This window comes from Corynebacterium sp. 11A, from assembly GCF_008930935.1.
Classification (GTDB): Bacteria; Actinomycetota; Actinomycetes; order Mycobacteriales; family Mycobacteriaceae; genus Corynebacterium; species Corynebacterium megadyptis.
This window is the reverse complement of sequence record NZ_PQMR01000001.1, coordinates 53030-69645: the sequence shown is the minus strand read 5'-3', so window position 1 is coordinate 69645 and position 16616 is coordinate 53030. Positions and strand designations below refer to the sequence as shown.

The 16616-nt window shown below is 60.4% G+C and carries 14 protein-coding genes, 1 tRNA gene and 1 pseudogene; 2 read left to right on the top strand and 14 right to left on the bottom strand.

The window, feature by feature from the left end; all coding sequences use genetic code 11:
- Positions 1 to 101 precede the first annotated feature (101 nt).
- Positions 102 to 1982: a BCCT family transporter gene (locus tag GBB18_RS00320; RefSeq protein ID WP_151548933.1), complete on the bottom strand. Its 1881-nt coding sequence runs from the start codon at positions 1980 to 1982 to the stop codon at positions 102 to 104.
- A 321-nt stretch (positions 1983 to 2303) separates the two neighbouring features.
- Positions 2304 to 3179: pseudogene (gene rsmI / locus GBB18_RS00315) on the bottom strand (16S rRNA (cytidine(1402)-2'-O)-methyltransferase); the annotation flags it as partial.
- A 140-nt stretch (positions 3180 to 3319) separates the two neighbouring features.
- Here rsmI and GBB18_RS00310 point away from each other — a divergent pair.
- The gene (locus GBB18_RS00310) at positions 3320 to 4990 is read left to right on the top strand and encodes a dolichyl-phosphate-mannose--protein mannosyltransferase (RefSeq protein ID WP_151640362.1); all 1671 of its coding nucleotides are present in this window, start codon (positions 3320 to 3322) and stop codon (positions 4988 to 4990) included.
- Here GBB18_RS00310 and GBB18_RS00305 read toward each other — a convergent pair.
- The 12 genes from GBB18_RS00305 to GBB18_RS00250 form a co-directional block, all read right to left on the bottom strand.
- On the bottom strand, positions 4987 to 5700 hold the full coding sequence (locus GBB18_RS00305) for a zf-HC2 domain-containing protein (RefSeq protein WP_151640361.1): 714 nt from the start codon (positions 5698 to 5700) through the stop codon (positions 4987 to 4989). The genes GBB18_RS00310 and GBB18_RS00305 overlap by 4 nt on opposite strands.
- Positions 5697 to 6101 carry a DoxX family protein gene (locus GBB18_RS00300; RefSeq protein WP_151548937.1) on the bottom strand — a complete coding sequence of 135 codons (405 nt, stop codon included), beginning with the start codon at positions 6099 to 6101 and terminating at the stop codon, positions 5697 to 5699. Before GBB18_RS00300 ends, GBB18_RS00305 begins: the two co-directional genes overlap by 4 nt.
- A gap of 106 nt (positions 6102 to 6207) precedes the next feature.
- Positions 6208 to 6987, bottom strand: coding sequence for a fructosamine kinase family protein (locus GBB18_RS00295; protein ID WP_151548938.1), 780 nt, complete (start codon positions 6985 to 6987; stop codon positions 6208 to 6210).
- A 76-nt stretch (positions 6988 to 7063) separates the two neighbouring features.
- Complete coding sequence (locus tag GBB18_RS00290; protein WP_151548939.1) at positions 7064 to 7450, bottom strand: hypothetical protein; 387 nt, start codon at positions 7448 to 7450, stop codon at positions 7064 to 7066.
- A gap of 318 nt (positions 7451 to 7768) precedes the next feature.
- Positions 7769 to 8188: a hypothetical protein gene (locus tag GBB18_RS00285; protein WP_151640360.1), complete on the bottom strand. Its 420-nt coding sequence runs from the start codon at positions 8186 to 8188 to the stop codon at positions 7769 to 7771.
- A gap of 11 nt (positions 8189 to 8199) precedes the next feature.
- Positions 8200 to 9441 (bottom strand): Na/Pi symporter, encoded by a 1242-nt coding sequence (locus GBB18_RS00280; protein ID WP_225990197.1) that lies wholly within the window; start codon positions 9439 to 9441, stop codon positions 8200 to 8202.
- A gap of 737 nt (positions 9442 to 10178) precedes the next feature.
- Positions 10179 to 10463, bottom strand: coding sequence for a hypothetical protein (locus GBB18_RS00275; protein ID WP_151548942.1), 285 nt, complete (start codon positions 10461 to 10463; stop codon positions 10179 to 10181).
- An 880-nt stretch (positions 10464 to 11343) separates the two neighbouring features.
- A tRNA-Ala gene (locus GBB18_RS00270) sits at positions 11344 to 11416 on the bottom strand.
- A gap of 35 nt (positions 11417 to 11451) precedes the next feature.
- A complete protein-coding gene (gene glpR / locus GBB18_RS00265) occupies positions 11452 to 12633 on the bottom strand; it encodes a gephyrin-like molybdotransferase receptor GlpR (protein WP_151640358.1) in 1182 nt (393 codons plus the stop codon).
- Positions 12634 to 12841: 208 nt separating this feature from the next.
- The gene (locus GBB18_RS00260; protein WP_225990196.1) at positions 12842 to 13411 is read right to left on the bottom strand and encodes a GNAT family N-acetyltransferase; all 570 of its coding nucleotides are present in this window, start codon (positions 13409 to 13411) and stop codon (positions 12842 to 12844) included.
- 169 nt (positions 13412 to 13580) lie between these two features.
- Positions 13581 to 14873, bottom strand: a complete 1293-nt coding sequence (glp, locus tag GBB18_RS00255) for a gephyrin-like molybdotransferase Glp (protein WP_151548944.1) — start codon at positions 14871 to 14873, stop codon at positions 13581 to 13583.
- A gap of 80 nt (positions 14874 to 14953) precedes the next feature.
- On the bottom strand, positions 14954 to 15880 hold the full coding sequence (locus GBB18_RS00250) for a UTP--glucose-1-phosphate uridylyltransferase (protein WP_151548945.1): 927 nt from the start codon (positions 15878 to 15880) through the stop codon (positions 14954 to 14956).
- A 69-nt stretch (positions 15881 to 15949) separates the two neighbouring features.
- Between GBB18_RS00250 and GBB18_RS00245 the strand changes: the two genes are divergently transcribed.
- Positions 15950 to 16552, top strand: coding sequence for a 5-formyltetrahydrofolate cyclo-ligase (locus GBB18_RS00245; RefSeq protein ID WP_151548946.1), 603 nt, complete (start codon positions 15950 to 15952; stop codon positions 16550 to 16552).
- Positions 16553 to 16616 lie beyond the last annotated feature (64 nt).

Genomic DNA, 16616 nt, shown 5'->3' with positions numbered 1-16616 from the left:
CTGGACACCATCGTCCAGCCCGAGGCGCCCGCCCACGACACACAGAAAACCGCCCTCCCCTTTTTTAAGGAGAAGGCGGTCAGGAGCCAGTGGCGAAAAGATTAGATCATCTTGCGCGCTTTGCGACGCACTTCGGAACGGCGCTGTTGCGCCTGCTTCCACTCGTTGTACACGCGGCGCTCGCGGGCCAGCTTCATAGCCCAGCGCTGCTGCTCCTTGTGATCCAGATAGAGCTTGTCATTGCTCAGGTCCTTATGCAGGGCAACCATGAGCAGGATGATCACCACGAGGAAGGGCGAGGCAGCCACAATGGTGACGTTCTGCAGGTTCTGCAGGGAGTCCTGGCCATCGCCGATGAGCAGCAGGGTCAGGCCAATGCCGGCGGTAAGAATACCCCAGGCGGCAGAGACGAAGCGGTTGGCCTCGATCGCGCCGTTCTGGCTCAGCGAGCCCATCACGGTGGAGGCGGAGTCCGCCGAGGTGATGAAGAAGGTGGACAGCAGCACCATCGCTACGAAGCCGGCAATGAAGCCGCCCGGCAGCTGATGCAGCAAGTCGAAGAGCTGACGCTGGCTGTCGCCGTCACCCCAGATGGATTCACCGCGCTGCTCGAAGGTGATGGCGGTGCCACCGAAGATCGAGAACCACACAGCGGACACTGCGGTGGGCACCAGCAGCACGCCGAGAATGAACTCACGCACGGTACGGCCGCGAGAAATGCGGGCCAAGAACATGCCCACGAAGGGGCTCCACGAGATCCACCATGCCCAGTAGAAGATGGTCCAGCCGGAGACCCATGCCGCGGCCTCGGGGTTGCCGTTGTTAGCAGTGCGGGCGGCCATCTCAAAGAACTGGGAGAAGTACGAGGACACCGAGGTGGGCAACATGTTGAGCACGTTAACTGTTGGCCCCAAGACGAACACGAAAATAGCGAGAAGCGCAGCCAGCACCATGTTGGCGTTAGAAATGTACTGAATGCCCTTGCCCACACCCGACATTGCGGAAATGATGAAGCAGACGGTCAGGATCAGCACGATCACAACCACGGTGGAGTTCTGCGGATCCTCGATCACACCAGAAGCGTCCAAGCCGGATTTGATCTGCAGCGCGCCAATACCCAGAGACGCGGCGGTACCGAAGACGGTCGCAATCACCGCGAGGATGTCGATCATCTTGCCGATTGTGCCGTTGGCACCGCGCTCACCGATCAATGGGATAAAGGCCGAAGACAGCAGCTGCTTACGGCCAAGGCGGAAGGTGGAATAGGCGATAGCCAAGCCCACGATCGCGTAAATCGCCCACGGGTGCAGGGTCCAGTGGAACAGGGTGGACGCAAACGCCGACGAGGCTTGGTGGTCTGGGTGCCCAGGCACACCATTACGGAAGAAGGTCAGCGGCTCGGAAGTACCGAAGAACATCAGGCCGATACCCATACCGGCCGCGAACATCATGGCGATCCAGCTAGGCGTAGAAAACTCCGGCGCATCATCATCGGCGCCGAGGTTGATATGTCCGAACTTGCTCAGAGCCACGTACAGGATGAACGCGACAAACACGGTACCGAAGAGCACGAAGGCCCAACCGAGCTTGTCAATCACCTGCGCGAAGGCATCATTAGCGAAGGCTGCGAAGCTATCGGGCAGGGTCAGACCCCACACCACGATAGCGATCACCACAGCCATCGAGGGGATGATGATCCCCCAGCTCAGAGGGGCATTCTTGTCTTCGTAGGCGCCGTAATCATTAAATTCGGCGGCTGCTTCCTTGTAGTTGAATTCGTCCTCGGAATCGAGAAGTGAGGCGAACTCGCCCGCGGCGGTCGTGCCGCTGGAGTCCTCAGTACTTCCCGAGGTGCGTTCAGCCCCTGCGGAATTCGGGGCCGCATTAGCCGTCGCGTTTACCACGTGGGCATCCGCACCGGTTCCTCCGGTCTCGTCTGCGGCAGGAGTGCCTGCCGCGTCATTCTGGTCAGAAGTGCTCATACTTCTAGCTTGGTGAAAACTCACCTCATTGCCAAAAGGAGAGAGCGCTTCGCTGGGCAGAAAGTCGCAGCATAGGGTTTCTCCCCTCTCCTCAGAGCTAGCTCAGCATTGGCTTAGAAGCTCCACAGATAGCAGCTTTTCCCCTGTTCAGGGGTGAGTTTGAGCATGCCCGAAGGGCAGCGTCGATAAGCGAAATGTCACAAGACGATAACAATTCGCTCAGACTGAGGCTGATCCACGCTCAGTTGTTGGCTCACTCCCATTATTAGCATCCGCAGCAGAGCCTTCAGCCGCGGCGCTGGGCCCAGTCTTCCTCGCATCGCGCTCGGCGATCACGGCATCATAGAGCTCGTTTTTGGACACCTTATGACGCTGAGCCAGCTCCTTGGTCACGTTTTTCACCCGCTCTCCCGCGGCAACGCGCTGCACTGCCTGGGCTACCAGCTCCTCCAATGGGGTCTCCGCCGCCCCGGTCGCGCCGGCGATCACCACCGAAATCTCGCCCTTGACACCATTACTCGCCCAGTCGGCAAGCTCCGCCAAACCGCCGCGTTTGACCTGTTCATAGGTTTTCGTCAGCTCCCGACACACCGCCGCCTGCCGCTCGGGGCCGAGAATCTCCGCGGCCTCCTGAAGAGTCGCGGCGATGCGATGCGGGGATTCAAAGAAGCACACCGCCCGCTCTTCTGTGCGCAAACTAGCAAGCCAGGTGCGGCGCGCGCCCGCCTTGCGCGGGGCGAAACCATCGAAACAAAACTTGCCCACCGGCAGACCCGACAGAGCCAAGGCGGTGGGTACGGCCGAGGGGCCGGGCAGACAGGTCACCGCTATGCCCGCATCGTGAGCGGCTTGCACGAGGGGAAAGCCGGGGTCGGATACCGCGGGCATGCCGGCGTCGGTGACCACCAGCACCGAGTGGGCCGCAGCGGCGGCAATCAAGTCCTCCACCCGTGCGCTTTCATTGTGATCGAAATTAGAGATCACCTTTCCCTTGATCTCTACCCCCAGCGCCGCCGCGAGGGAGCGGGTGCGGCGCGTGTCCTCGGCGGCGATAATATCTGCCTGCGCCAAGGCGGCGACCAAGCGCGGCGATGCATCGTAGATATTGCCCAGAGGCGTAGCCGCAATAATCACCCCGCGGGGCAGCGAGTCAGCATAGGTCGGTGGTGCAGGGTGACGCGCGGAGGAGATGCTCATGAGCTCTAGCTTCTCACATCCCGGCGAGCGCCGAGGAAGGCGTACTCTGCCGGGCGCGGCGGCACCGAGCGAGAGGAGTTGGCGGCAATCCCTTTAGCGCCCTTTAGCGGTGTCCGGCTCAACATTTAGACTAAGTAGCCATGAGTTCAGCTTCGGCGAGTGCGCATGGCGCTGTAGAGCCGCCCTCCGATTCCCCAGACCGGCCTCGTGCTGCGGCCCCGCTCATCAATCGTGAGCCCCATGTGGGCTCGACAGCGGTGCGTGGGCGCGCCTGGCGCGGCGGCCCGCTGAGCTCTGAGCTGGTGTGGCGCCGCTGTGACACCCTCATCTTTGTCATCATCGCGGCGTTGTCTTTTTTCACTCGCTTCATCGCCCTGAGCGCCCACACCGCCAGCGGCACCCCCGTGTTCGATGAGAAGCACTATGTGCCCCAGGCATATGACCAACTGCGCAGCATTCACGGCCAGCTCGGCCTGCTCGCGGGCGGCGGGATCGAATCCAACCCGGGCTATGGGCTCGTAGTGCACCCGCCCTTGGGCAAGCGCCTCACTGCGCTGAGCGAAGCGATCTTTGGCTACTCCCCCTTGGGCTGGCGCGTGATGGCTGCCCTCTGTGGCAGCGCCTTGGTGCTCGTCATTATGCTGCTCGCCCGCCGTATCTCCCGCTCGTCTCGCGTGGCCCTCTTCGCCGGAATCATTGCGCTGTGTGACGGCGTCCTCTTAGTTATTTCCCGCTTCGGCATGCTGGACATCTATCTGGTGTTCTTTGTTCTCTGCGCCTGCTACGCCTTTATCCGCGATCGCGAAGAAGTGACCACACGGGCCCTTCAGCCCGGCTCGGCACCGCTGCGCTTTGGGCTGCGCCCGTGGCTGCTCGCCTGCGGGCTGTTCTTTGGCTTAGCGCTATCCGTGAAGTGGTCGGGGCTGTACTACATGGCCTTCTTCGGCGTCATCACCGTGTGGTGGGATGCGTGGGTTCGTGCCGGGGCCGGCGATAAGAAGGCCGTGACCCGAACACTATTTCGCGATGCCCCGAAGGCCTTTGTCTACCTCGTCATCCTCCCCGTGGCCTGCTATATCTTCAGCTGGCGCGGCTGGTTCGCCGCAGAGACCTCCTCTTTTCGGCATGCCGCCGAGGAGGGGAAGATTGAGGAGGGTGCGTGGTATGCCTCGCTTCCCGATACCTTGGCGAGCTGGGTGTACTACCACGACAAGATGCTGAGCTTCCATTCCTCGCTCACCAACTCCAATGGCCACGAGCACCCTTGGGAGTCCAAGCCCTTGAGCTGGTTGGCCGCCCTGCGGCCGGTGCTCTTTTATTCCGACACCGATATCGCGTGCGGCGATTCCACCTGCCGGCGCATGATCTTTCTTTATGGCACGCCGATTATTTGGTGGCTGACCGTCCCCGTTCTCGTGTGGGCGATCGTGCAGTTCTTTCTGCGTGGCCGCGGCACCTATCTCATGGTGCTGCTCGGCTTCAGCGCCGGCTATGTTCCGTGGCTCTTCTCCTATGATCGCCAAATGTATTTCTTCTACGCCGTGCCGCTCATCCCGTTCATCATCATCGGCTTAGCGTTGATCCTGAATCAGATGTGGGGCGCAGGCACCACGCTGCGACGGCACCCCCTAGCCACCTCGCATCCGGTGGCGCGATTGCGGCTGCACACCTGGCATGTGGGCAGCGTGCTTGCGGTGAGCTATCTCGTTGCGACAGTCGTGTTCTTCGCCATCTACTCCCCCATCTTCTACGGGATGCTGATCAGCGATGACTACTACTTCACCATCATGTGGCTGCGCAGCTGGCGTTAGCGGAGATCGGTGCTCTGCATGGGCATGGCGGATAGTTGCCGCCACGCCAATTCCAGCGCCACCAGTCCTCGATCAGCCAGCCAGTAGCACAGCAGCACCACAGCACTGAGCCCCACCAGTAGCAGCCAGTACACGCTGTCACGATCGATCGCCCCCAACACCATATCGCGGGCGCCAAAGCCGAGGCTGAAGGTAAATAGCGCCCCGTAGACGGGTAAGAGACCCATCGCGATGCGGGAGCGCCACACCGCGAATACGAGGCCAAAGGCTAGAGCAAACCGCACGGTGGCGCCTTCGACAAGCATCCGCGCGAGATAAGGATCGAGCTCGCTTGCCTCCCATGTCTGTTGCACGGAAGCGGCGGCGGCGAAGAGTTGGATGCCCCAGAACAAAAACGCCAGCGCACAGATCGCCAGCAGCACGCGGCTGATGCCCACCCCGATTGCGCGACGTGATGCTTGGCGACGCCGCTGCGGCTCCACCCCAGCGAGAATCATCTCGGAGAGATCGGGAGGGGTCACCCCCGCCCCATCGGAGTCGTCGGCAACACAAAAATTCAGGCTGCGCTTCAATGCCGCGGCCTCGTTGAGAAAGGCCCGGCAGTCGCTGCACTGGGACAGGTGCGCATCGAGCGCGTCATCATTGATGCCAGTGGGTTCGCCGTCCAGACGGGCAGATAGCGCCGCTTGGACTTGTGCGCAGTCCATCATCTGGTGAGCACTCCGTCGATACTGGCCCGGCCCGAGCCAAAGACGATCACCATGATGAGGGCGGTGATGAGCAGCAACACGTATTCAAACCCGCCCGTGCCGACAAATACCCCCGAGTCGAGGTGCACGAAATACAGGGCACCAGCCATGACCAGAGCTAATACAGCCGCGGCGATGGTGGTGAGAAAACCCACCACCAATAAACCACCGCAGGCGAGCTCCGCCATCATGGTGATATAGGCGGAGAGCTTGGGCTGCGGCACGTGCATCGCGCTGAAGGCGCCGATGGTCTCATCCATGCCGTCGATCGCGACCTTCTGCCAGCCATGGGCGATGAAGAGGAAGCCGAGCACGGCGCGCAGGAGAAACAGCGCTGCGTCCCTCATTGCTGGTCTATCCATGGTTTCTAAGACTAACACCCCAGCGCGGCCACGACCGTCTCAATAAAGCCGCGCGATCACAGCGCGCCGCAGTGCCCTCGCGGCGAGGACATAGGGCGCATCCGCTTTAGTTCCATAGCGACATCACTGAGCGTGCCGCCTCGCCCAGCTCGCGGCCATAGGACGGACCGTGGGTGGCTGCGTGAACGGCGAGCGGGTGCATCTGGTGCAGCGGGATGAGCTCCCGCCAGTTCTCCTCGAGCGCGGAGATGCTCTGGTAGCCCTGCACAATCTGATCGAAGAAGGGGGCACCGAATAGCGCCAACATGGCTATATCAGTCAGTGCGGCGCCACCATGTGCGGCGGGATCGATAAGGATGGGACCCTCTGCAGAGAAAAGCAGATTACCAGCCCAGAGATCACCATGGATCCGAGCCACCGGCGGATTATAGTCACTCGCCTCAATGCGCTGGCAGGCGACGAGCACGTCGCGATAGTCCTGCTCAGAGAGAGTTCCCTGCTGCCGCGCGGTCTCGGCAAAGGGCAGTACGCGCTGCTGAGTGTAGAAGCTGCCCCACCGCTCACAGGGCGTGCAGTCTTGGGGTTTCGTGCCGATGAAATTCTGTCCCCGAAACGCCTCGCCACCTGGGGCGGGTGGTGCACCATGCGCTGCTGCTCCAGCGCGGTGCATGAACGCGATCTGCCGGCCCGCCTCATACGCCGCCTCTGCGGTGGGGCGCACCTCGGTGACTCGGGCAGTCACGATGGCTGTTTCTGAGGCATCGAGCACCTCCACGATCGCGGCGGGCGCGCCTTCTTTGAGCCACCTCAGCCCAGCGGCTTCAGCGAGGGCCGCCCCGTGCTCGTTAGGTCTTTTGATGAATACATCGTCTCCGTACGAGTCCATGCCTCCAGCATGCCAAAGATGCACGGCCGAGGTGTGGCGAGCTGTCCCCACCCTCACCTAGCAGCCACGAGTCAGACTAGTCAGTCTCCCCATTGGACGGCTTTGGCGGCAACGTGTTGAGCAAAGCGTCTTCGGCGGACACCCGCGGCTCCTCGCTGGATTCGCTGGATCGCTCGCGATCACGTCGCAGTTCCGCGATCGAGTCTTCTAGGAATTCCAGCACGGAACGCCACTGTACGGCGGTGCGCTGCATGTACTTGTCGAGCTCATCAGTAGCAGCATGCTGATCGGCCTCGCGTAGTTCTTCTTCGGCGGCCTCAACTATGGCGCGCTCTGCCTGAGCTTGGGCCTTGCGTGAGCGCAATTCCGCCAATTCCTTGCGTAAACGGCTTACATATTCCTCAGCCTCGGCAAGTTTGACTTCCAGTCGAGCTTCCAGTTCGGTATCACTTCGTTCACTCATGGATCCGTCTTCCTCACAGCCACCGAGCAGGTGACCTCTCACTGCAATGAAGGCCTGCGCGGCGCGTGGTGCCAGCGCGAACCCTTATTACACAGTTTCGTTCCTGCTTTGATGTTTTTATTCACTGGGAAAAGTGGGGTGCAACCAAGGATACTCCCTCGGTGCCTGATGAGCAGTCCTCATGCCGAGACACTAAGGACCACACACTCGATCGTGTTATTCGTCTCCGCTATAGGTGTTCGTGTCCTCGCGCCTACACCGGCCCCTGAACGGCCAAACCCCAAGCGCTCGTCCATCGCTTGGGGTTTCCCTCAGGTATCAGGGCTCGTGCGTATCGTCGGGGGCAACGTTATCAGTATCGGCGCGAGGCACAGACTGCACCGATGGTGCCTTCTCCGCTGTGCTGCTCACAGCGCCGCTCTCGACGCTTGTCGACGCCGCCTCGTGGTCATCTGACGCTAGCTCCGCGTCCTGCCCCTCGTGGCCAGCGCGCAACTCTGCAATGGCTTCTTCCAAAAACTGCAGCACGGTGCGCCAGTGCACGTGCGTCTGCTGCGCGTACTCATCGAGATGATTGACTGCTTCATGTTGCATCTTCCGTTCCGCAACATCGTCAGGATCATCAGATTTCTTCACAAGAGCAGCGATGTCCTCGCGGATACTTGCTGCATATTTTTCCGCTTCGACGAGCTTGGCTTTGAGCCTTGACTCAAGATCAGGCGCGCTATGTTCGGACATGAATCAGCTCCCTAGAAGAGATTAGTGGCCAAGATCAGCAAGAGGGGGACCACGATGAACACGCCCACGGTCCACAGCACGGCCCAAATCTTGCGTTCTGCGGAGACCCGTGCCAGCGTTTCCGCTCCGCGCGGAGGAAGCCCGCGCAGGAAGGGAAGGCCGAAGATAATCAGGGTGGCGAACACATTGAACAGCAAGTGCACGAAGGCGGCCTGCATAGCCAGGGTGCCCTCCGCGCCAGTGAAGCCGAAGGCGGCAATCAGCGCGGTGATGGTGGTTCCGATATTGGCGCCGATAGTAAAGGGGTAAATCTGTCGCAGCGTGAAGGTGCCGGAGCCAGCCAGCGGCACTGCCAGAGAGGTGGTGGTGGAGGAGGACTGCACCATGATCGTCATGAGCGCACCGGAGAAAATACCGGTGATGGGGCCACGTCCGATGGCGTTGTGCAGCACATCCTTGGCCTTACCCACCATGAGTACCTTGAGCAGCTTACCGATGTTGTTAATCACGGCGAGGATCAACACAACACCGAGCACAATGAGCAGACCGCCAGTCCACACATCGTTCAAGCCGAGAGCACCAACACCACTCTTGAACAGGTCCGCGAGCGGGGTCGTGATGGTCTTGACGAAGGAACCGATACCACTGAAGACTGCGGCAACGATACCGCCATCCGAACCATCAGTGTGGGTAGCCATCCAATTGGAGCTCTTCTCCAACACACCGAACATCAGTTCAAGCGGAAGCAGAATGAGCACGGCCATCAGGTTGAAGAAATCATGCACGGTGGCTGCGGCGAAGGCGCGTCGGAAAGCATCCTTATCTCGCGCCATACCCAAGCTGACCAAGGTATTGGTCATGGTGGTTCCGAGATTCGCACCCATCAGCATGGGAATAGCCACTGCCATGGGCAATCCGCCGGCCACAAGACCAACCACGATGGAGGTGGTGGTGGACGAAGATTGAGTCAAGGCAGTGGCCAAAAGACCAATCATCAGGGCCACAAGCGGGTTAGAGGCGAAGGAGAACAGGGCCTCCGCCTGATCACCGGTGGCAATTTTAAAACCGGAACCGATGACCTTCACGGCCGTGATCAGCACGTAAATACCGAGGACCACGCCAATCCAGTCGCGGGCATTGGCTGCGGCCCCCTTCAGCGGAATGAAGGAGAGAGGACTGCGCGGGATAGCGGCATCGCTCTGCACCGCTTCGGAAGCTTCCGTAGCGGTATGTTCACGACTCTTGGTCTGCATGTAGTTCACATATCTCCGTGTTGAGCATGGACGAGGATCTGCACAGAGTAGAAACAACCGACATAACGGCCTCAAGAACCAAAGATGAACAAAGGATGAACACCCGGCAGGATCGGAACTAAAGCACCTGATAGAAGGCTGAAAATAAAATTTCTGTGATCTTAGACGCACCCGCATCGCAACCAGCTCTGCCTACCCCATCAAGCACACCCGTGCCATTAAACTTTTCTCAACTCGCACCCCGCTCACGTGGCAAAAGCCCGCTCACACTCACACACCGGGTGACCTTCTCCGCCTCATGCGGGGACAAACACACGGCCCATGAGCCAAATAAGCGTACCCTAAGAGCCCCCATTCAGTATGCATAACCGTGGGCTCCCCCAGCTGACGCCTTCTCGGGTGTCATTCCAGCGCCTTGTGCGGCCACTCGCCAGATATCTCTGTATCAACGCGGTGCACAATCGTCGTTGTTGGCGCCACTGTGAACGGATAGCTGAACTGGATGCGCATGCTCAATAACCGACATCTTCCCGGATGTTCTCGGTCGCGTGGCCGGCAGAACTGTAATTCCTAGCCCCGGGGAGGCGGCGATCAGTGTGCCTCCACCCTACCGGCGATCGATCCACAACCAAGCACTGCGGGACTCTTAGCCGCAGGTGGAATCAAGCCCAGCTTCACCCACATAGGAAGCCAACGCCACCACGCCCAAAAAGGAGATGGCGTACAAGAGCGATGGACTAGCACACCGTCATGGTGTCCGGATCAACAGACAACAACTGAGCAAGCGTGGGAAAACCGTAGTCTCCTCTGAAAAGCTGAAGGTTTTCCCGCACGGTATAGGGGATATAGTCGTCCATGCCGTAATCTTTTGCCATAAGCATGTAGAGTTGCACGGCGAAGGTGTAATCACCGTCATCGGCCTCTTCTTGAACCCGAGCCATATCCTCTGGAGATAGCTGAGGGCCCGCCGACATTACGTAGTCGTACACGCTTTTCTGATCATCAAACTTCGGAAAATCCATCAGCGCTACCTTCCCCACGAATCACTCTGCCCCTGCGCTCAAGCCTGCACATGCCGGCGGTCGCCGCCACGTGGTCAGCTCACCAGCAGAAACCTCAAATATCAACCTAGCTCTCTAGCAGTGCCGAGGTGCTCGCTCAATGAGTACCACGTGGCCCCAGCATGCACGTGGGGCGGTGGGGACTCTCACCCCCTGTGGCTCCTTCTTCGCTATACGTGCGAGATCGGTATTAATGAGCGCCGTGCTCTCGTGAGCTCTGATACTCAGCCCACGCACGATCCTCTGCTTCGCGCTCCGCAGCGAGTTCACTAGCGACGTCCTCTTCAGTCCGTTCCACACGGCCACTAAGGTTCAGCTCCGCGTAACTTCGCGGAATGCACGTTGGTGCCGCACTCCCGCTCATAGTTGACCCATCAGTCTCCCATACAATGACTACGGGAAAATCACCAATAGATAGCGGCATGCTGTCAGTCTCCTCGCCATTGTCGACATTGGCATCGAAGAATACGAAGCGGCCCTCACCATGCAGCACTCGATCTTTGAGCTCATGTCCACGAGGGATTAAGCCTTGGGCAATCCTCGTTGCCTGTCGTAGATCTATTGCCATTGCTCTAGGTCACCTCCCACGATATCGAGCAGACCGGCCGTTGGCTCACAATCGTCAATTCTAGAGATCCAAAAATGACGAGGATTCAGATCAGTGGTGTGCTGCTTCGGAGGAATATGGTTCTGCTTAGGTGTGGATCGTGGAACGCACTGCCTTCTGCTCTTTCTCTCACGCCCATATATGACCTTCCCCTGTATGCCACGAAAAACGCCCTCAATCAGCGTGAACACAACAAAACCCCTAGTGGATAACCACTAGGGGAAATGTACTCTGTGGAGCCAAGGAGAATCGAACTCCCGACCTTCGCATTGCGAACGCGACGCTCTACCAACTGAGCTATGGCCCCAGACTGCGTCACAGCAGGGTGAGAGCAAACATACTCTAACTTACGCGACGCGGCTGACCGCCATTGTAGGCCGTTTCGTACTCATCGTAGTAATCGTAGTAGAAATCGGCGCTGACATCCCTGGTGTCGAGGTATTCGAAGTCAGGGCTCTCATCGTCCATGTCGAGGACAACAGCGCCGGGATGGCGCAGGCGCTCGGGCACACCCATCTCTTCGTCCCGGTCCGTGCGAACGCCAAGGCGGGCGCGGCGCAGATGGCGCAGTCGGTGCTGGCGGAGTTGTTGTTCGGCACGTACTTGTTTACGCAGGGCAGAAAGGTAGAGCACAGTCAAGAGCACTGCAGCGACGCTCCACAGCCAGGCCCAGCCCCCAGCAACGACGCCGAGCACAACGCCCAAAAGGACTGCCACGCCTAGGCCGATCGTGGTGCGCTGGCGGCGCTGGTAGCGGGCGTGGGCGAGATTGGCGTCGGCTTCGGGGTCGTACCAGCCGCGGCCGCGTCGAGAAGCAGCAAACTCACGATCCTCATCAGTGGCTTCTACCTCGTGCTCAACGGTGTCATCGGCAGGCGCTTCGGCCTCCGACACCTCGTCTGCGTCCTCATAGTGAGCTGCTGGGTGTAGCAGATCGGAGGGGCCGGTATAGGAGCTGTCGAACTCATAGGCGTCTTCGGCCACAGGAGTGTCCTCCTCGACCTCATCCGTCTCAGCCTCCACAGCGGACTCCTCGGAGACGGAGTCCTCGGCGGCAGGGGCCTTTGCTGCTACGGTGTCGACGCTTAGTGCCTGCTCGTCCTCGTCGTTGGCGGTCAGCTCCGCATCGGAAGTGTCCTCGTCGGAGGTGTCCTCATCCACCGCTGCATCCGCCTGGGTGTTCCGTGCTGGCTCCAGCTCTCGAACCACGTCGCCATCGACTTCATCCACCACGGGCTCTGCGGTCACGGTGGTGCGACGGGGAGAGTCATCAATCAGGATGTCTTCGGGATCAATTTCCTCTGCCTCCACAGCGGGCTGCGGGGTTTCGGGACGGATATCGCGACGCGACCAGCGGGGTCTGGTGGCGCGAGGCAGCTCGCCGGAGCCACCCTCGTAGACCACGCGGGTTTCATCGAAGGCCTTATTGGTGCGACGGATCGGCTTTTGACCTCGGAGTGCAAGAGGTGCAAGAACGAAAAGCCACACCACCACCATGACGGCGATCGCGACTGTACCTGACACTGTTTGAGGACCTTCCTAGCTGAGAATAAGCGTGGGAATCATCGGTGCACCACACAACGATTCGAGTGCACACAGAGCGCACACAGACATCACCGGCGCGCGGAGAGGGGATCCCACTCTTGTCGGTACTTAACACTAGTTGTGAATGCTATTGCGGCTGAGACAGCCACGCCGAGTCAGCTCATTATTTATTCCGTGCCTGCACTGTTTAGAGCACCCGGTGGAGGCGTCGTAGACGCTCTATCGCCGGCACCGCATAGTCCTTGCGCAGGATTGCCACGAGCCAATGGTCCTGCCAACGACCGTTGATATGCAATGCCTCGCGCAGATATCCTTCCTCGCTAAAACCACAATGCTCGAGCACGGCAGCAGAGGCGGGATTGTGGGGAAGGTAGGTGGCGGTCACCCTATTCAACTGCAGGTGGCCGAAGGCGTAGTCCACTCCGAGTGCACAGGCCACGGTGGCGATTCCTCGTCCGGTGTAGTCGCTATCTACCCAATAGCCAATCCAGCACTCGCTCAGCGCGCCCCGTTGAATATTGCCGAGAGTCATCTGCCCCACGAAGCGTCCATCGAGTTCGATCACCATGGGCACGATTTCACCGTTCATGCCGGCCTCTTCCAATATGCGGAAGGTGTCCTTCCACGCGCGAGCGGAGTGCGCCTGCTCCCATGTGCCCTCGACCGTTGGCTCAACCGGCTCAAGAAACTCGCGGTCTTTGATGCGCAAAGCACGCCAGTGTGGACCATCGCTGTAGGCCACGGGACGAAGACGCACCTGCTCGCCTCCAGGTAGGCGAACGGCGATTGTCGCCCGCGGCTCACAGCCACTGGGCGCCACGTGCGCCCGCACGCTATGTCGAACGCGCGTGAACAAACCGAACATAGAGATCGTGTGCTCTTTGAGATCGAAAACTGAGCTGCCGTGGAGTAATGATGCTTATGTCCTAGCGGCCTTGGGCGAGGAAGATCACGTCCACAATATCTCCGGGGCGGATCTCGGTGACGTCTTCCGGAATACGAATAATGGCGTTCGCTTCACTCAACCCTGCCAGCAGGTGCGCTGGGGCACCCCCAGCGCCGGCGAGGCCTTCCACGAGATAGTCCTGAGTCTGAGCATCGCGCATCAGCCGCGCCCGCACGAAGCCGCGACGGCCTGGACGGGAATCCACGTGGTTGAGGGCTCGCGCCCGCACAAAACGACGCTGCGTACTGGTTTTCCCGAGGCTGCGGCGAATCCACGGGCGGATGAAGGTCTCGAAAATCACCAGCGAGCTCACTGGGTTCGAGGGAGTTAAAAATACCGGCGTGCGCTCCTCGCCGAGAACACCAAAACCCTGCACGGAACCTGGGTGCATGGCCACTCGAGTGGTGTCGATATCGCCGAGCTCTCGCAGTACATCCTGGATAGTGCGAGAACTGGCTCCGCCGACAGCGCCAGAGATCACAATCAACTCCGAGCGCAGCGTTTGGCCTTCAATAATCTCCCGTAAGCGGCGTGGTTCACCCGCGGCGATACCCACGCGATGCACCTCGGCTCCCGCTTCCTTTACTGCGGCGGCGAGGGCATAGGAGTTGATGTCATAGACCTGTCCTAGCCCCGGTTCACGGTCGATATCAACGAGCTCCGCGCCAACGGAGATCACCGATACCCGCGGCCGCGGGTAGACCAGCACCTTGGAGCGTCCCACCGCCGCCAACAAACCGATCTGAGCGGGGGCGAGAGTCACCCCGGGGGCGACGGCCACGTCTCCGGGCTGGATGTCTTGGCCCACGCCGCGCACAAATTCGCCCGAGCGCACCGGGCGGGTGGCCACCACGCGCTTCGATCCACGATCGGACCACTCCAACGGGAGCACGGCGTCGGCAAGCGTAGGCAGGGGTGCGCCCGTGTGCACGCGCACTGCTTGTTTGGGCTGGAGGCGCAGCGGACGCTGGGAGCCGGCGGGAACCTCGCCAACCACGGGCATGGATGTTTCCGCCACGGGCTCAGGCGCGAGCTCCGGCACGTCCTCGCCGCCGCGTGAGGGGCGTCGGGATAGCCCGCGCTCGCCGCCAACGTCCACGGCCCGCACCGCATAGCCATCAATAGCGGCCTGCGGGAAGCCCGGAAGCGGCTTGGTGGCCTTGATTTCTTCGGCGCACATCATGCCGAGGGCTTCCGCGATAGCGATCCGCACCGGTTCCGGGGTGGCCGCAAGCGTGGTTATTAGCTCGAGCTGTTTCTCAACCGATCTCACAAGCTCACTAACTCCTTCGGTATCGCGTGTACGGCCAGCGCGGCAGGGCTTATCGGCCCCGTGCTGTGTAAAGAATTATTCTAGCCGCGTCGTTTCTTAGATTCCCGCTCCGCAAGCATCTCTTTAATGGCGCGCTTGAGACCAGGACCGTACTCGGGGTGGTCGAGACCAAAATCCACGCAGGCTCGGATAAATCCGCCTGGGTTACCCAGATCATGGCGCTTGCCTTCGTGAATCACGATGTGCACGGGGTGGCCTTGCTCAATAAGCAGCTCGATGGCATCGGTGAGCTGCAACTCCCCGCCCTTTCCTGGGGGAATGCGGCGCAACGCATCAAAAATCGAACGATCCAGCAAATAGCGGCCCGTGGCCACGAAGTTCGACGGTGCTTCATCAGCATCGGGCTTTTCCACCATGCCCACTACCTTGCGCACACTGCCTTCGCCGCACTCCTCGACGTCGAAGACACCATAGTTCGACACTTCATCGTGCGGCACCTCGAACGCGCACAGAACCGAACCGCCCTTGTCCGCGCGGACCTTCGCCATGTCCGCCATCACGCCCATGGGCATCACGATGTCGTCGGGCAGCATTACGGCCACCACGTCTTCGTCATCATCGAGGACGGACTCCGCCAAGCCCACTGCATGCCCCAATCCCAGGGGTTGATCCTGTTCCACAGGCACGGCGTCGATCAGGGTTTCCGCACGCTCCACCTTGCGCAGTTGATCCATTTTGCCGCGTTCGCGCAGCGTGCTCACCAATTCGGGATAGGGCTCGAAATGGGCGAGCACATCGGATTTTTGTGGCGCGGTGATAATAGCCAATCGAGAAGCGCCCAGCTGGGAGGCCTCTTCAGCGATTAACTCGATACCGGGGGTGTCCACTACCGGCAGGAGTTCCTTAGGGACGCGTTTGGTTGCGGGCAGGAAGCGGGTGCCTAAACCCGCAGCCGGCACAACCACAGTCTTAACAGAGTGTTCGTGATTCTCGATTGGCACGGTCATAACTTTTAAGACTACCTACCTCTGTCCTCACTTCCATGCTTTGACTCTCCGCGTGCCTATGCTGGGGCTATGAGCGCAGAGTCCTCCCCCACCGAGCATGCCCCAGAGAAATCCCGTATCCGCCGCGAGATGATCGCTCGACGCCGCGCGCTGAGCACTGTCGCACGCGAGGCAGCCAATGAAGCCCTGTGCACCCATGTGTCCAATCTCATGATGTCCATTGGTGCCCGACGCGCTGCCGCCTATGTGCCGCTGGCCACCGAGCCAGGCGGCGACGCGCTCGTCCCAGTTCTCGCCTCGTGCCTCGAGCAGCTCTATCTGCCCATTTCCGAGCCGCAAGGACAACTGAGCTGGGCGGAGTTTCGTGGTTTCGAGCACACCCGCACCGGCCCCTATTCCATCCCGGAGCCCACCGGCCCGCGCCATCCGAGCAGTATATTGAGCGAGCTCGACGTCATGCTCGTGCCCGCTCTGGCGGCTACCCCGCAGGGGTGTCGTTTAGGCAAAGGGGGCGGCTACTACGATCGCGCGCTGGCCACCCGCGCGGCGCTTCACCCCCTCGCCGCTGTGCTGCTTTTCGACGATAATCTGCTGCCGCAGCTGCCTACCGAGGACCATGACGCGCCCGTGGACATCATCATCACGCCCTCGGCGATCCGCAGCGTGGAATAGCGCGCTGCTAGCTCACCTGCGGCGAGAATGGGGAACCTAGTGCTAGCGCTGCTGCGTCTATTGG

Excerpts from the sequence above, each read along its gene's own strand:
- GBB18_RS00320 (WP_151548933.1), bottom strand. The coding sequence starts at position 1,982 with ATGAGCACTTCTGACCAGAATGACGCGGCAGGCACTCCTGCCGCAGAC.
- GBB18_RS00310 (WP_151640362.1), top strand. The coding sequence starts at position 3,320 with ATGAGTTCAGCTTCGGCGAGTGCGCATGGCGCTGTAGAGCCGCCCTCC.
- GBB18_RS00305 (WP_151640361.1), bottom strand. The coding sequence starts at position 5,700 with ATGATGGACTGCGCACAAGTCCAAGCGGCGCTATCTGCCCGTCTGGAC.
- GBB18_RS00300 (WP_151548937.1), bottom strand. The coding sequence starts at position 6,101 with ATGGATAGACCAGCAATGAGGGACGCAGCGCTGTTTCTCCTGCGCGCC.
- GBB18_RS00295 (WP_151548938.1), bottom strand. The coding sequence starts at position 6,987 with ATGGACTCGTACGGAGACGATGTATTCATCAAAAGACCTAACGAGCAC.
- GBB18_RS00290 (WP_151548939.1), bottom strand. The coding sequence starts at position 7,450 with ATGAGTGAACGAAGTGATACCGAACTGGAAGCTCGACTGGAAGTCAAA.
- GBB18_RS00285 (WP_151640360.1), bottom strand. The coding sequence starts at position 8,188 with ATGTCCGAACATAGCGCGCCTGATCTTGAGTCAAGGCTCAAAGCCAAG.
- GBB18_RS00280 (WP_225990197.1), bottom strand. The coding sequence starts at position 9,441 with ATGCAGACCAAGAGTCGTGAACATACCGCTACGGAAGCTTCCGAAGCG.
- GBB18_RS00275 (WP_151548942.1), bottom strand. The coding sequence starts at position 10,463 with ATGGATTTTCCGAAGTTTGATGATCAGAAAAGCGTGTACGACTACGTA.
- GBB18_RS00250 (WP_151548945.1), bottom strand. The coding sequence starts at position 15,880 with ATGACCGTGCCAATCGAGAATCACGAACACTCTGTTAAGACTGTGGTT.
- GBB18_RS00245 (WP_151548946.1), top strand. The coding sequence starts at position 15,950 with ATGAGCGCAGAGTCCTCCCCCACCGAGCATGCCCCAGAGAAATCCCGT.